Source organism: Flavobacterium salilacus subsp. salilacus, from assembly GCF_004634195.1.
GTDB classification, from domain to species: Bacteria; Bacteroidota; Bacteroidia; order Flavobacteriales; family Flavobacteriaceae; genus Flavobacterium; species Flavobacterium salilacus.
Genome location: NZ_SKBP01000006.1, coordinates 94,374 through 108,178, shown reverse-complemented (window position 1 = coordinate 108,178; position 13,805 = coordinate 94,374). Strand labels below are relative to the sequence as shown.

The following is a 13,805-nucleotide window of genomic DNA, read 5'->3' as shown; positions in this document are numbered from 1 at the left end:
AAAATAATTTAACAACTATAGTATATTATTACTACCTCTCTATCTCAATCATTACATTCAGTACTTTTAATGCTTCATAAGCTTCGGGAGAGGTATGGTCAAAATTCTCTGTGTTTTCGTAATGTCGTTTTCTGGAATCAATACGTTTTATCGCTTTATGAAACCTGCGAATTTCTTCCATAGATGTTATAAGCGGGCGCGGTACATTAACGCTTACCCCTTTATCATCTTTGGCTACCATAGTAAAATAGGATGAGTTGCAATGTTTTATTTTACCGGTTTGTATGTTCTCAGAGGTTACCCGTATGCCTACTACCATAGAGCTGTTACCCACATAGTTAACCGATGCTTTCATAGTTACCAGTTCGCCCACATCTATAGGGTTTAAAAAATCTACTTTATCTACTGATGCGGTAACGCAGTACTTACCGGAGTATTTAGATGCTGAAGCAAATGCTATCTGATCCATCAGCATCAGGATATACCCTCCGTGTATCTTACCGCTGAAGTTGGTATGCGAAGGCAGCATCAATTCGGATATTGTTATGCGTGATGTGCTTAGTTTTTTGTAGCCATTATCCATTTTTATGGGTTTAATAGGTTATCGGTATCATCTTCCGTGCTTTGCTCATCATTTTGCAAGGCACGGTTCACTATATTTTCGGGTAGCGATTTTTTTGCTTTTGCTCCCATTTTTTTCAGTTTGCCTATACTGGTTATAATGTTGCCACGTCCGCCTACCAGCTTACCCATAGCCCCTTCATAGGCTTTTTTACCTTCGTCCATACGTTTGCCTACCATGATAAGATCTTCGGTAAACCCGACAAATTTGTCATATAGTGCCCCTGCTTGTCGTGCTATCTCGTAGGCATTTTCCTGTTGTTTTTGGTTGGTCCACATACTATCTATAGTACGCAGGGTAGCCAGCAGGGTACTTGGCGTTACTATTACAATATTGCGTTCAAAGGCTTTATTGTACAATGTGGTATCTTCATTCAGCGCACTGGCAAAAGCCGATTCTATAGGAATGAAAAGCAATACAAAATCAGGGCTTTCCATTTTATATAAATCCTGATAATTTTTTTCGCCCAGCTGGTCTATATGGCGTTTTATAGAGTTTACGTGCTCTTTTAAATAAACCAATCGCAATGGGTCGTCCTCTTCATTCACATAGCGTTCATAAGCCACAAGCGACACTTTGCTATCTACTACCATTTTTTTGCCGTCGGGCAGGTTTATCACTACATCGGGCAGTACACGCGCGCCTTCTTCGTTAGTATGGCTTTGCTGTACAAAATATTCGCGGTCTTTTTCCAGTCCCGATTTTTCCAGTACACGTTCCAGTATCAACTCGCCCCAGTTACCCTGCATTTTACTGTCACCTTTTAATGCTTTGGTAAGGTTGAGTGTTTCGCGGCTCATTTGCTCGTTCATTTTACTAAGTCCCACTATTTGTTCGCGCAGCGCGGCATGGTAGTCAATACTTTCTTTGTGGGTGCTTTCTACTTTACTTTCAAAAAGCTGTATTTTTTCCTGTAATGGCGATAGTATATTTTTTATGTTTTCGCGGTTTTGTTCGGTAAATTTGGTCGATTTCTCGTCCAGTATTTTGTTGGCAAGATTTTCAAATTCTTTGGTGAATTTTTCACGCAGTTCTTCGGTTTCCTGACGCTGTTCTCTAACGCGCTCCATCAGGTTGTCAAAATCCGTTTCCTTTTTAGTGAGTTGTATAGCAAGAGAGTCTTTTGCCATACGCAGGTCATTGCGCTCTTCCTGTAGTTGTAGTATTTGTTTTTCTATTATTAGCTTTTCATTCGTAAACTGCTGTTTCAGTTGTTCTATCTGTAAGCTAAGGCTGTTGTTGCGCTCTTCGAGTACTTTTTTATCGGAAGCCGATTTTGAGGAAAAAACAATTTTGCCAATAAAAGTTCCTATGGCAAGGGCTATTACAAAAGCGAGTAGTAAGGTTATGGTTTCGGGCATTGATGAAGTTTTTGCTGAAGTGTAAAAATAAGCAAAATATCGGAAAGGAATTTATATCATTAATGGTAAGAAGTATTTTATATATTTGGATAATACTTAATCATATTTAATGAGCGATAATTTTACTTCTTTCAGGAAATATCCTGATGCATCTCAAGCCAAAGGATTGGAGCAGTTTTTGAGCGATAACAATATTGAGTGTCTTTATATTGATAATTCGCCCCGCTTAGGTACTGCTTTTGGTGGGGAAATGCAAAAAGAATATGAAATTCAGATACAACAACCTGATTTTGAAAAAGCTACATTACTACTCGAAGAACTGGCTAAGGAAGAAGTTAACCAGCTCCCGGATGATTACTATCTGCTGGAGTTTACGGATGAGGAATTGATTGATGTTGTAGTAAAGAAGGATGAGTGGAACGAGTTTGATTATTTACTGGCTATACGACTGCTTAAAGAGCGCGGTAAAACAATAGATGAAGAACTTATAACCTCATTAAACAAAAGGCGTATTGAAGACCTTGCTAAACCGGAAAGTGACCAAACCGCATGGATAATTGCAGGTTATGCATTTGCCCTTATGGGTGGACTTTTAGGCTTGATAACGGGTTATGTAATTTGGACTGCTGATAAGACACTTCCTAATGGTGAAAAAGTTTATACTTATTCTAAGTGCGACAGGAAACATGGTAAGCGCATTGTGATACTGTCAGTGATTGTATTACCGGTTTTAGTTGCCTATAGAGTATTTAAATAATAGAATATGATTAAAACATTATACATCTATTAACATACAGCTTTCTTTCATATCACTATTCTTTATTAGATTTGTAAATAAACTCTTAAATTTATGAATCTGAAAGTAATAGCATTTGATGCAGATGACACCCTATTTATAAACGAACCTTACTTTGAAGAAACCGAAAAAAAATTCTGCGGTATTATGGAAGACTACCTGTCGCACCAAAGTATATCGCAGGAGCTTTTTACTACTCAAATAAACAATTTACCCTTATACGGTTATGGTATTAAGGGGTATATACTTAGTATGATAGAAGCTGCCGTAAAAATTTCGGAAGGTACTTTGACTGTAAACAGCATACAAAAAATAATAAACCTCGGTAAAGAACTAACTCAAAAACCCATTGTACTACTCGAAGGGGTAGAACAAACCCTTAGTGCATTACAAGGGCATTATAAACTGGTAGTAGCAACAAAAGGCGACCTAAAGGACCAACACCGAAAACTGCACGACTCCGGGTTAGGGCATTATTTTCACCATATTGAAGTGATGTCTGATAAAAAGGCAATAGATTACCGAAAACTAATAAAAAGGCTGGATATTGTTCCTGAAGAGTTTTATATGATAGGCAATTCATTAAAATCGGATGTTTTACCTGTATTGGAAATTGGCGGTCATGCCTGCCATGTGCCTTTCCATACCACATGGGCACACGAGATGATTGACCACAATGTTGAACATGAAAACTTTAGTGAAATAGCGAATATAACCGAAGTGCTGTCATTATTATTGCCCAAAAGTGCCTAACAAGTAAATGCTTAGTAAATATGTCACAAAAACAGAATTATAAAAACCACATACGGTTTTATCCGCCGCATCACTTTGTATTTTATCCGTTGATGCTGATTTTGCTTGCTGCAACAGCTTATTACGCATCAAAAAGTGAAGAGTATAAGCAGCTATGGTTGTTTATGGGAATGCTTACGGTTGCGGTTATTTGGTTGTCATTTATGTTACGACAGCATTATGCTCTAACATTGCAAAACCGGCTGGTAATGCTCGAAATGCGCTACCGTTACTTTGTTTTAACGGGAAAACGTTTAGAACTTTTGGAAGATAAATTATCACAAGGTCAGATTTTTGCACTGCGTTTTGCTCCTGATGAAGAACTTGTTATACTGATTGATAAAGCAGTAAACGAAAACCTTTCGCCCAATGCGATTAAAAAGTCAATTAAAAACTGGCGGGCTGATAACCGTAGAGTATAAGGCAATGGTTTTACAGTACTGTAAAACCATTTTTGTTTTTATCGAACACAATACTGCTATCTGTAAATAGTGTATCGAATACATTACTTTCTATAAGTTTTTCAGGAGTGTTTTGTACAGTACCTTCGGGTGTCATTACAATAATTTCGTCACTAAGCTGTAACGCAAGGTCAAGGTCGTGCGTAGAGTAAAGAATACTTTTACCTGTTTTCTCGGTAAGCTGTTTTAACAGTCGCAGCAGGCTCACTTTGTGCAACAGGTCGAGGTGGGTGGTAGGTTCGTCCAGTATTATTACGGGAGTATCCTGCGCTAATGCGCGTGCAATAAGCACGCTCTGTAACTGCCCGTCACTAACTTCATAATGTTTCTTATCCGCCAATGCTGTTAGCTGAGTCAGTGCTAAGGCTTCGTTTACTTTACTATCATCTTCGGGAGATAGCGTACCCAGCCAGTTCGTATAAGGCTGCCTGCCTAATGCGACCAATTCGTAAACAGTAAGGTTGCTTGGCGGTAAACCTTCTGTTAATACAATGCTGAGGTTTTGCGCCAGTTCTTTAGCCGTATAATTATTTATATTTTTTCCATTCAGGATTACTTCGCCTTTTAGCGGAAGTTGTATGCCCGTAAGGGTTCGTAACAATGTAGATTTACCAATACCATTTGCCCCGATAAGCGCAGTGAAACTGCCTGCTTTCAGGTTAATAGTCACGTCATTGGCAATTACCGTTTTAACTTTTTTATTAGTATAGCCAATACTTATTCCGTTTGCCGATACTATGATGTTATCTTTCTCCATAGCGATTGGTTTAACTGTATATTCCTTTTCTTTTTCGCAACAATAACCATATTACTATTGGCGCGCCTATTATAGAGGTTACTGCATTAATAGGCAACGTCAGGTCGCTGCCCGGTAGTTGTGTTATGGTATCGCACAGCAGCATTATCATTGCTCCGCATAATAATGTACCCCAAAATAATATTAAGTGATTGCTTGTCCTGAAAATCAACTTCACTATATGCGGTACGGCAAGCCCTATAAAGGCTATAGGCCCTGCAAAAGCCGTTATGCTTCCTGCCAACAGGCTGGTTGCCAGTATGATGATAAATCGTGTTTTGCTAAAGTTAATACCTAAACTTTTAGCATAGCGTTCGCCCAGCAGTAAAGCATTTAGAGGCTTTATACAAGCTGCTGCCAATATGATTCCCACGAAACAGACTATAGCTAAAATAGCTATGTTTTTCCATGAGATGCTGCCCAAACTGCCCATAGCCCAAAAGGTAAATTTTTGTAGCTGTTGTGCGGTACTAAAGTAGGTAAGCACACTTACTATAGCACCGGTAAAACTGCCGAACATTAAGCCTACTATTAATATTGCCATAGTATCTTTAAGCCGTTGGGCTACCAGCAATACTGCAAGCAGCACGGCAAAACTGCCCAATGTAGCCGCTATTATTATCCCATATGACGAGATGAATATACTGCCTAAAAATCCGGGCAATATCCCTGCACCCAATATAATAAAAGCTACCCCAAGGCTTGCGCCAGAGCTTAGCCCCAACACATAGGGCCCTGCCAGCGGGTTACGGAAAAGCGTTTGCATCAACAGTCCGCTTAATGATAAACCCATACCCACTATAATGGCGGTTATGGCTTTGGGCAGGCGGTAGTTGAGGATAATGTATTCCCAACTGTTTTTGGCAGCTTCGCCTCCCGCTAAGGTTTGTATCACATCTTTAAAAGGGATGTTTACCGACCCCAAGCTGAGATTGGCTAAAAAGAGGAGTACTAAGCCAATGCCCAGTGCCAAAAATAAAAATCGATATGGCTTTGTGTACTGCAATATGCTTTATTTTAGTTTTTCAAAAAAATGAAGTTCATAATCCGGCAACAATTCGGGGTGCAGTATTTTTACAAGATCTTTCAGTACCAGGTCGGGGCGGTTAGGGGCAACTTCATAATACAGTAAACCTCCAGTAGCTCCTGTTTTGGTAGCAAAAGAATATACCTGTTTATCCTGAAATGCTTTAAACTGCGCATAGTGCGGATTGTCGTTCACCATTTCGTGTAAGGATGTAAATTGAGAAGGACCAACCCAGTAATCAGCATTTTGGGCTTTATCCAATACCGTTTCGAATGATAGGGTATGGCTGCCTGTTCCGTCAGAATCTGCCCAAAGGTACTCTGCATGCGCATCTTTCATAAACAATGCGCCCCAACTTCCGCCTTGCGGCAAATACCAATGATCCTGATACATTGCCCCGCTAAGCACAGTAGGGGTATTTTTTGCATTTTTTGCTATGTTTTGCGCATATTTATAATCTTTTTCAATTGTATTGAATATGCTGTCCGCTTTTTCCTGTAAACCGTATAGCTCTCCGAAAAATTTAATCCACTCGGCTTTCCCTAATGGCGATTGCTCTGTCCAGTCGCCGTTATATAATACTTTTGTGCCTGTTTCTTCCAGAGTACTCAGGGTTTTATTATCACCACTTATACTAAATCCTACCACCGCATCGGGCGAGAGGTCTATCATTACTTCGGTATTCAGGCTTTCGTTAGCTCCCGCTTCGCGTACCTTGCCGGCATCAATTCGCGCCCTTGTTTTTTCAGATGAAATATAATTCGTTCCGGGAAAGCCTACCAATGAGTTTTCAACGCCCAACATTTCTAAAGATGGTATGTGTGTAGTTGAGGTTACCACTACGGTTTTTATAGGTACAGGTATGATACTATATTGGCTGAGGCTGTCGGGTATTGTTACCCCTTTTTGCTGCATTACATAGGTAAAACCTTTTTCGGCATCAGGCCAAGGGGCGGTTACTTTTACTACAGAATAACCATCATACCGATAAATCTCTAATCCGCTGGCATGCGTTACAATGTTAGTAGCTGTTGTTATGTTGTCTGTCTTGTCGTTTTGCTGCTTTTTACAACCAAAGGCAGTTAGCAATACAATAATCAGTAATGTAGTAGTAAGCTTTTTCATAAAAAATATTCAACAGTTGCAAATGTATAAATTAAATATTTCAATATAAATCCTATATTTGTGCCGACTTTAGGTTGTGGCGGTTTTTCATTTCGTCACATTAAAAGGGAATCAGGTTAAACACCTGAGCTGTTCCCGCAACTGTAAGCTTATCCCGATAAGGGAGGCTGTTGTTAACTGCATACCACTGTAGCGCAAGCTATGGGAAGGTGAACAACAGTACGCAAGCCAGGAGACCTGCCTTTAGTTATAACGAATATCGAACCTTCGGGAAAAAAGGTTCTGCGATTTATGACTTTAAAAAAATTATTTTTCATTGCTCCGCTACTGTTGTGCCAATACCTTTGTGCGCAAAACGATACTATTACCCAATTGCAGGAGGTAGTACTATCCGACACGCAACTGCGCGATTATTCCAACTCACAATCGGTACAACAACTTAACGATTCGGTTATTGCCTTAAATCCTGCTTCGCTGGGAGCGTTACTCAACTATAATACGGTTATTTATTTTAAAGAAAACGGGCTGGGCATGGTGTCTTCGCCCTCGTTTCGCGGCACTACGGCACAGCAAACGGCGGTACTATGGAACGGTATCAACATCAACTCGCAACTGAATGGGCAAACTGACTTTAATATTATCAATGCAACCGACTTCAACTCGGTTAGCGTTAGGGCAGGAGGAGGCAGTGTTATTTATGGTAGCAGTGCTATTGGGGGTAGTATTCATTTGAATAACGATTTATCTTTTGATAATACAATACACAACACGCTTTTAGTAAAGTATGGAAGCTACAATACCGTAAATGCCAATTATAACTTTAAGGCTTCTACCCGTAAATTCAGCAGTGATGTAAGCATCAGCCGAAACAATTCCGATAACGATTATGAGTATCCTGATTCGGATATAAAAAACGAAAACGGGCAGTATTATAATACCAGCTATAATGCCGCTTTTGGGTATAAAATCAACGAAAAGAATATATTACGCCTGTATAGTTTTGTGTATGATGGCGAAAGGCATTTTTCGCGTACGCTTGTCGCGCCTTCGCATAGTAAATATCGTGATATCAATTCGAGAAACTTACTGGAGTGGTTAGGGCTATACGGGCGTTTTACGTCTAAGCTAAAAGCAGCTTTGCTTACCGAGCATTATAAGTATTATGCGCGAGGTAATGCCAATTATACTTTCGGCAAGGTAAACACATGGCTGGGAACGTATGATTTGGCTTACAATATTACAGATAACTTAAAAATAAACACATTACTTAACTATACCCATAACAAAGGCGATGGTTCGGATATTGAGGCTAAGGAGCGTAACATCGGCTCGGGAAGTGTGTTGTTACAACATAGCGTTACCGAAAAGCTCCAATATGAAGTAGGCGTTCGCAAAGAGATTACCGATGTTTATGAAAGTCCTGTACTATTTTCGTTTGGAGGGAGCTATGATGTGGCTGAATTTTATACCGTAAAAGTAAACACCTCACGCAATTTCCGCATCCCTACTTTTAATGACCTGTACTGGCAGGGTAGTGGTAATCCTGACTTAAAGCCTGAAAGTTCGTATCAGGCAGAGGTAGGAAATGAATTCAAGGCTAAAAACTTCAAATTTACCCTTACGGGATATTATATAAAGCTACGCGATATGCTGCGCTGGATACCTGTAAATAATGTGTGGCGACCTGAAAATGTAGGTAAAGTAAATACCTATGGCGCAGAATCTCTTATAAACTGGCAAAAAACTATTGGCAATAGCCGTTTCGTTTTTGACGGTACGTATGCCTATACCGTTTCGCGTGAAGATGGCAATAGCAACCAACTTATTTATGTGCCGTTTCATAAAGCTACGGCTTCATTGGCATATTCTTATAAAAATATCTCGGCATACTATCGCCATTTGTACAATGGTAAAGTGTTTTATACCTCTGATAACAGTTCCCAAATTGATGCTTATAACGTTTCCACACTTGGTGCGGAATATCATTTTAAACTGATGCGGGGGCTGGATATAGGCGCGCAGGTGCATAACCTATGGGACAAGGCTTACCAAAATGTAACCATGCGCCCCATGCCGGGACGAAATTATACTATGTACCTTAATTTTAAATTCTAATCATAACATGAAACTTAACAAACTAATTGTAACAGTATTTGCAGGAGCATTCTTTTTCGCTTCTTGTAGTAGTGATGATGATTCATCTGACAATGAGCCGAAAGGGGCTTATGATAACGGCTTATTAATACTAAACGAAGGCGGTTTTAATGCCGGCAATGCATCGGTATCATTCCTTTCAGAGGCTAACGAATTGGAAAATAATGTATTTTCTACCGTTAACGGTGGTGCGCTGTTGGGCGATACAGGGCAGGATATAGGCTTGCATGGCGACTATGCTTACATTGTGGTAAACAACTCACACAAAATTGAAGTAGTAAACCGTTATACTTTTGAGAAAGTAGTAACAGTTACCGCAGGGCTTGACAACCCGAGATATATTGCTTTTTCGGGTAATAAAGGGTATGTAACCAACTGGGGCGATCCTACTGATGCAACAGATGACTATGTTGCGGTATTAGATTTATCTACTAATACAATTACATCAAATATTGGTGTAGCAGAAGGTCCTGAAGTTATTACTGAAAATAACGGTAAGCTATATGTAGCTCACAAAGGGGGCTATGGTTTTGGTAATACGGTTAGTGTAATAAACGCTTCGAGCAATACTTTTGAAATTGCCGTAACGGTAGGCGATGTGCCCAACAGCCTTGCAGTTGAAGACGACAGACTATATGTAATGAGCGAAGGGTTACCATCATGGGCAGGTACGGAGACAGGCGGGGAGCTAACGGTTGTTAACCTGTCTAATAACACCGTTTCAGGAAACTACACTTTTGCAGATACAGCACATCCTGCTAATCTTGTTATAGAGGATGATAAATTATATTATACTGTAGATGACGGTATTTATAGCATGGATGTTACTGCTGCCGCTTTGCCAACTGCGCCGTTATTTACTACAACAGCACAGGGTGTATATGGCGTATATTCTTTTGAGGTAAAAGACGATAAAGTATATGTAGGCGATGCTATGGATTATAATTCTAACGGTAAAGTGTATGTCTACTCTATTACAGGATCGATAGAACAATCATTTACCGTAGGGGTAATACCGGCAGGCTTTTATTTTAATGATTAATTGTTTTGTTTAAGTAAGTATCCTGTATAATACATCCACATACAGGTGAAAATGAAAAGAGTGGCGAAAGCCACTCTTTTTTATTGTAATTATTGTAAATTCTTTATCAGATTAAAGCCTCCTTCAGGAACATCATCTACATACATTTCAGTACCAAAACGACGTATGCTTTTAGAGTCTTTAATTAATTTATGGGTATCATCGGTATATAGTGTAAACCTGCCGTTACCTGTTATATCGGCTATTGCTGCTGCAAATAGAGGCTCATTAGGGTTGCCTATCATACCCAAATTTCCAAAATCTTCCCTAATTTCTATATTAGGATTTATACCCTGCTCATAGTCGCCAAAATTATTTTTGTTTACTATTTTCAGTACAATAGGCTGCATGGCATAGGTATGCACACCGCTGCGGTCGTTTCTTGAAAAATCCCGAGAATCGTATAAGGTAACCGATCCTACATTTTTACCGGTAGTAACATCGCCTATAACCACTACGTCGATATAAGGTTTAAGGCAGTTTATAATTAACTCACTTGCCGAAGCGGTAGAGCGCGTAGTAAGTATATATACCCTGTTAAGATTAAGACTGTTTATTGCAGCGCCGTTAGATAATTTATCGGTAAAATTGTTTACTAATACTCCCGGATTACTGCTTTCATAATATTCCTGCAGTTTAGAATTCCATTGCTCTTTAGAAAATAACTCTCCGTTAAATTGTCCTGTAATCATGCTGGCAAGGTAGGTAGCTGTTTGTACAGATCCGCCAGAGTTATATCGTAAATCCAGTACCAATTCATTAACACCTTGCCCTGCCAGTTGTCCAAAGGCTGCATTAAGCTCTTCATCATAGTTACTGAAAAAACCGTTGTACATAAAGTAGCCTATTACATGCTCATCTTCGGTAACAACATTGGTAGTATATACCGGGTTTTCTGCATATTCGGTTTTTATCAGGGCAACCTCTTCGCCGTTCGGTACAATTTGTCCATCAACATAATCCGCAAGGTTCAGGGTATAAGAGTTTTCACTTAGCAACGCCTGATAATTACTCTCGTTTAGCGGAGTACCGTTTATGGCATAAAAAATATCCCCACGCTGTATATCCTTTGTCGATGCATCCGAGTTAGGCAGTATATAACGAACATATCCAAAAATACTGGTTTGGCTTTCATCAGTATATACAAGTCCAAACTCTACACCATTACTTGTAGAAACGCCTTGCAGTGCATTTTCTAAAACCCTGTAATCAGGAAACAGCACACTAAAACGGTCTGTAGTTCCGGGCTCGTACAGCAGATTTTGAAACAGCGACTCCGGGCTGGAAAAACCTTCAAGGTATGTGTTGAGTTGTGCCTGATTCCCGAAACGGTCATCATCAAGTTCCGGCACTTGTTCCTGCCATAAGTAATATAAGTTTAAGCCTTTCCATATAAAATCGTTAACAGGAACGGCATTATCATCCATATCTTCACAACTCTGAAAGGTTAACGATGTAACCATGAGTAGAGCCAGCAGTAATCCTATCTTTTTCATTAATTGCAATTATTGTTTCTTAATATAAAAACGTAAATTTAATATATTTAATATAATATGTAACAAAAAATTATACCGTTCGTCTTCCTTTTGTTAACGGTAAACAAACCACGCCCGATAAATGAATCAGTCAGAGTTCATAAAAGTAACAAATACCTTTAAAGATAGGATGTTTCGATTGGCAAAACGCCTTTTGATAAGTACCGAAGAGGCTGAGGATGCCACACAGGAGGTATTGGTGAGGCTTTGGAAGAACAGGGGTAAGCTGGATACCTATTCGAGTGTGGAGGCATTGGCAATAACGATAACAAAAAATTATTGTTTGGATCAGTTGAAATCAAAACGGGCTACAGAGATGCGTATAGTGCATTCTAATTTTACTGACAGGCAAGCCGGTTTGGAAAAACAGGCTGAAGATCGTGATAGCTGGAGTTGGGTAGAAAAAATTATGGAAACCCTGCCTGAACAGCAAAAAATAATAATACAAATGCGCGATGTGGAACAATATGAGTTTGAAGAAATCGCCAAAATGATGGATATGACCGAAACGGCTGTGCGAGTAGCCCTTTCGAGAGCAAGAAAAACGATTAGAGAAGAGCTTACAAAAAAACATAGCTATGGAATTGAAAGAAATTGAAAAATTACTGGAAAAATATTTTGATGCAGCAACCAGTACTGCCGAGGAGAATAGACTTAAAAACTATTTTTCATCTCCTGATGTGGCGCCCCATTTGGAGCAGTACCGACCTATGTTTGGATATTTTGCCCGGCAGGCAACAGAAAAATTTGAGAAAACCGTACCACTAAAACCCGGAAAACGATATGTAGCGTGGTTATCGGTAGCAGCAAGTTTTATTGTTATGCTTGGTCTTTATACACTATTCCTTACTCCGCAAACTCCTAAAGCAGGAGAGCTGGGTACTTATGATGATCCTGAAGTAGCTTTCAGAGAAACTCAAAAAGCACTTAACATGCTTTCCAGACAGATTAATGTGGGGGTAACAGGTGCAGCGTATTTAGGCGAATATGAGAAATCTAAAAACAGAATTTTTAAAGACAACAAAAAATGAAAAAAATTATAATTACAGCAATACTGGCAGCCATGCCGTTTGCTACCTTTGCCCAGACAGATTTTGATAAATTTCAGGATCAGGAAGGCATTGACGGATTAGTGATTAATGAAAACCTGATAAACATCCTTAACTATATAAAAATTTCGGATGGCGTGAAGCAGGCAGAGCCTTATCTGAACAACATAAAGGAAACAGAAAGTTTTAGGGTGTTTACCACATCAGAAAAAAAGCATTCTAAAGAAATGAAGAAAACGGTAAAATCGTATCTTAAGAAGCATCCTATGGAGCAAGTTGTAGCTGTAAATGATAAAGGTACAAAAGTGAATGTTTACATGACCACCAGTGAAAAGAGCTCACAAATAAGAGAGTTGATTGTTTTTACCGAAAATGAGAAGGATGATGAGGTTGTACTTGTCTCTTTTATAGGAAATGTAGATTTGGAGGATAAAAAAGTAAATTAGTAAATTAACAAAACACAGAATAAAGATAATAAAGATGAAAAAGATATTAATTGCATTTGTACTACTACTTATGCCTTCACTATTCTTTGCACAGTCAGCATTCGACAAGTTTGATGGTAAGGATGGCGTGACAGCTATTATAGTGAGCAAAAAAATGTTTGAATTGATGGGCAATGTAGAGATGGATAAAAACAATAAGGATGCCCAACAATATTTTGACCTGATTAAAAAGCTGGATAACCTGAAGATATTTACCACATCTGACGGTAAAGCCATAGCCGATATGAAAACGACTGTAGCGGCTTACCTGAAAAAGTACCCGCTGGAGGAGTTGATGCGTGTTAACGACAGCGGTAAGATTATCAAAATATACGTTAAATCGGGCAGTACGTCATCGCAGGTAAAAGAGCTATTGATGTTCATAGAAGGCGGAGGTAAGGATGAAACAGTGTTAATGACACTTACAGGTAATTTTGACTTGAGTGAAATAACGATACTTACTGATAAAATGAATTTACCAGGAGGTAACCACCTCAGGAAAGCATCTAAAAAATCGTAAC

15 protein-coding genes and 1 riboswitch are annotated in these 13,805 nt (G+C 39.2%); of the genes, 9 read left to right on the top strand and 6 right to left on the bottom strand.

Features of this window, described 5'->3' with window-relative positions; translation table 11 throughout:
- Positions 1–31: 31 nt before the first annotated feature.
- Positions 32–583 carry an acyl-CoA thioesterase gene (locus E0W68_RS09130; protein WP_135219119.1) on the bottom strand — a complete coding sequence of 184 codons (552 nt, stop codon included), beginning with the start codon at positions 581–583 and terminating at the stop codon, positions 32–34.
- A 2-nt stretch (positions 584–585) separates the two neighbouring features.
- The gene (rmuC, locus tag E0W68_RS09125; protein WP_135219118.1) at positions 586–1,983 is read right to left on the bottom strand and encodes a DNA recombination protein RmuC; all 1,398 of its coding nucleotides are present in this window, start codon (positions 1,981–1,983) and stop codon (positions 586–588) included.
- 109 nt (positions 1,984–2,092) lie between these two features.
- On the opposite strand from rmuC, the gene E0W68_RS09120 reads away from it, so the two are divergent.
- From E0W68_RS09120 to E0W68_RS09110, 3 genes are all read left to right on the top strand, one after another.
- Complete coding sequence (locus tag E0W68_RS09120) at positions 2,093–2,740, top strand: hypothetical protein (protein WP_135219117.1); 648 nt, start codon at positions 2,093–2,095, stop codon at positions 2,738–2,740.
- A 93-nt stretch (positions 2,741–2,833) separates the two neighbouring features.
- On the top strand, positions 2,834–3,532 hold the full coding sequence (locus tag E0W68_RS09115) for an HAD family hydrolase (protein WP_135219116.1): 699 nt from the start codon (positions 2,834–2,836) through the stop codon (positions 3,530–3,532).
- 20 nt (positions 3,533–3,552) lie between these two features.
- Positions 3,553–3,993 carry a DUF6526 family protein gene (locus E0W68_RS09110; protein WP_135219115.1) on the top strand — a complete coding sequence of 147 codons (441 nt, stop codon included), beginning with the start codon at positions 3,553–3,555 and terminating at the stop codon, positions 3,991–3,993.
- A 10-nt stretch (positions 3,994–4,003) separates the two neighbouring features.
- Here the strand turns inward: E0W68_RS09110 and E0W68_RS09105 are convergent, their stop codons facing one another.
- Genes E0W68_RS09105 through E0W68_RS09095 form a run of 3 tightly spaced genes read right to left on the bottom strand, consistent with a single transcriptional unit; the run spans position 4,004 to position 6,980 of the window.
- Positions 4,004–4,789, bottom strand: coding sequence for an ABC transporter ATP-binding protein (locus E0W68_RS09105; protein ID WP_135219114.1), 786 nt, complete (start codon positions 4,787–4,789; stop codon positions 4,004–4,006).
- Between the two features lie 10 nt (positions 4,790–4,799).
- Positions 4,800–5,834: a FecCD family ABC transporter permease gene (locus E0W68_RS09100; protein ID WP_135219113.1), complete on the bottom strand. Its 1,035-nt coding sequence runs from the start codon at positions 5,832–5,834 to the stop codon at positions 4,800–4,802.
- A gap of 6 nt (positions 5,835–5,840) precedes the next feature.
- Positions 5,841–6,980: an ABC transporter substrate-binding protein gene (locus E0W68_RS09095; RefSeq protein WP_135219112.1), complete on the bottom strand. Its 1,140-nt coding sequence runs from the start codon at positions 6,978–6,980 to the stop codon at positions 5,841–5,843.
- 54 nt (positions 6,981–7,034) lie between these two features.
- A riboswitch (cobalamin riboswitch) is annotated at positions 7,035–7,239 on the top strand.
- Positions 7,240–7,271: 32 nt separating this feature from the next.
- Between E0W68_RS09095 and E0W68_RS09090 the strand changes: the two genes are divergently transcribed.
- Both E0W68_RS09090 and E0W68_RS09085 read left to right on the top strand, forming a co-directional pair.
- A complete protein-coding gene (locus tag E0W68_RS09090; RefSeq protein WP_135219111.1) occupies positions 7,272–9,095 on the top strand; it encodes a TonB-dependent receptor plug domain-containing protein in 1,824 nt (607 codons plus the stop codon).
- Between the two features lie 7 nt (positions 9,096–9,102).
- Positions 9,103–10,176, top strand: coding sequence for a DUF5074 domain-containing protein (locus E0W68_RS09085; protein WP_135219110.1), 1,074 nt, complete (start codon positions 9,103–9,105; stop codon positions 10,174–10,176).
- Between the two features lie 89 nt (positions 10,177–10,265).
- On the opposite strand, the gene E0W68_RS09080 is transcribed toward E0W68_RS09085, so the two are convergent.
- Positions 10,266–11,711, bottom strand: coding sequence for a S41 family peptidase (locus E0W68_RS09080; RefSeq protein ID WP_135219109.1), 1,446 nt, complete (start codon positions 11,709–11,711; stop codon positions 10,266–10,268).
- 121 nt (positions 11,712–11,832) lie between these two features.
- Here E0W68_RS09080 and E0W68_RS09075 point away from each other — a divergent pair, with 121 nt between their 5' ends.
- The 4 genes from E0W68_RS09075 to E0W68_RS09060 are packed head-to-tail and all read left to right on the top strand — an operon-like array spanning position 11,833 to position 13,804.
- Complete coding sequence (locus E0W68_RS09075) at positions 11,833–12,348, top strand: RNA polymerase sigma factor (RefSeq protein ID WP_135219108.1); 516 nt, start codon at positions 11,833–11,835, stop codon at positions 12,346–12,348.
- Positions 12,329–12,781: a hypothetical protein gene (locus E0W68_RS09070; RefSeq protein WP_135219107.1), complete on the top strand. Its 453-nt coding sequence runs from the start codon at positions 12,329–12,331 to the stop codon at positions 12,779–12,781. The genes E0W68_RS09075 and E0W68_RS09070 overlap by 20 nt, the downstream gene beginning before the upstream one ends.
- Positions 12,778–13,245 carry a DUF4252 domain-containing protein gene (locus E0W68_RS09065; RefSeq protein ID WP_135219106.1) on the top strand — a complete coding sequence of 156 codons (468 nt, stop codon included), beginning with the start codon at positions 12,778–12,780 and terminating at the stop codon, positions 13,243–13,245. The genes E0W68_RS09070 and E0W68_RS09065 overlap by 4 nt, the downstream gene beginning before the upstream one ends.
- 34 nt (positions 13,246–13,279) lie before the next feature.
- Complete coding sequence (locus E0W68_RS09060; RefSeq protein ID WP_135219105.1) at positions 13,280–13,804, top strand: DUF4252 domain-containing protein; 525 nt, start codon at positions 13,280–13,282, stop codon at positions 13,802–13,804.
- The last annotated feature ends 1 nt before the right edge of the window (position 13,805 follow it).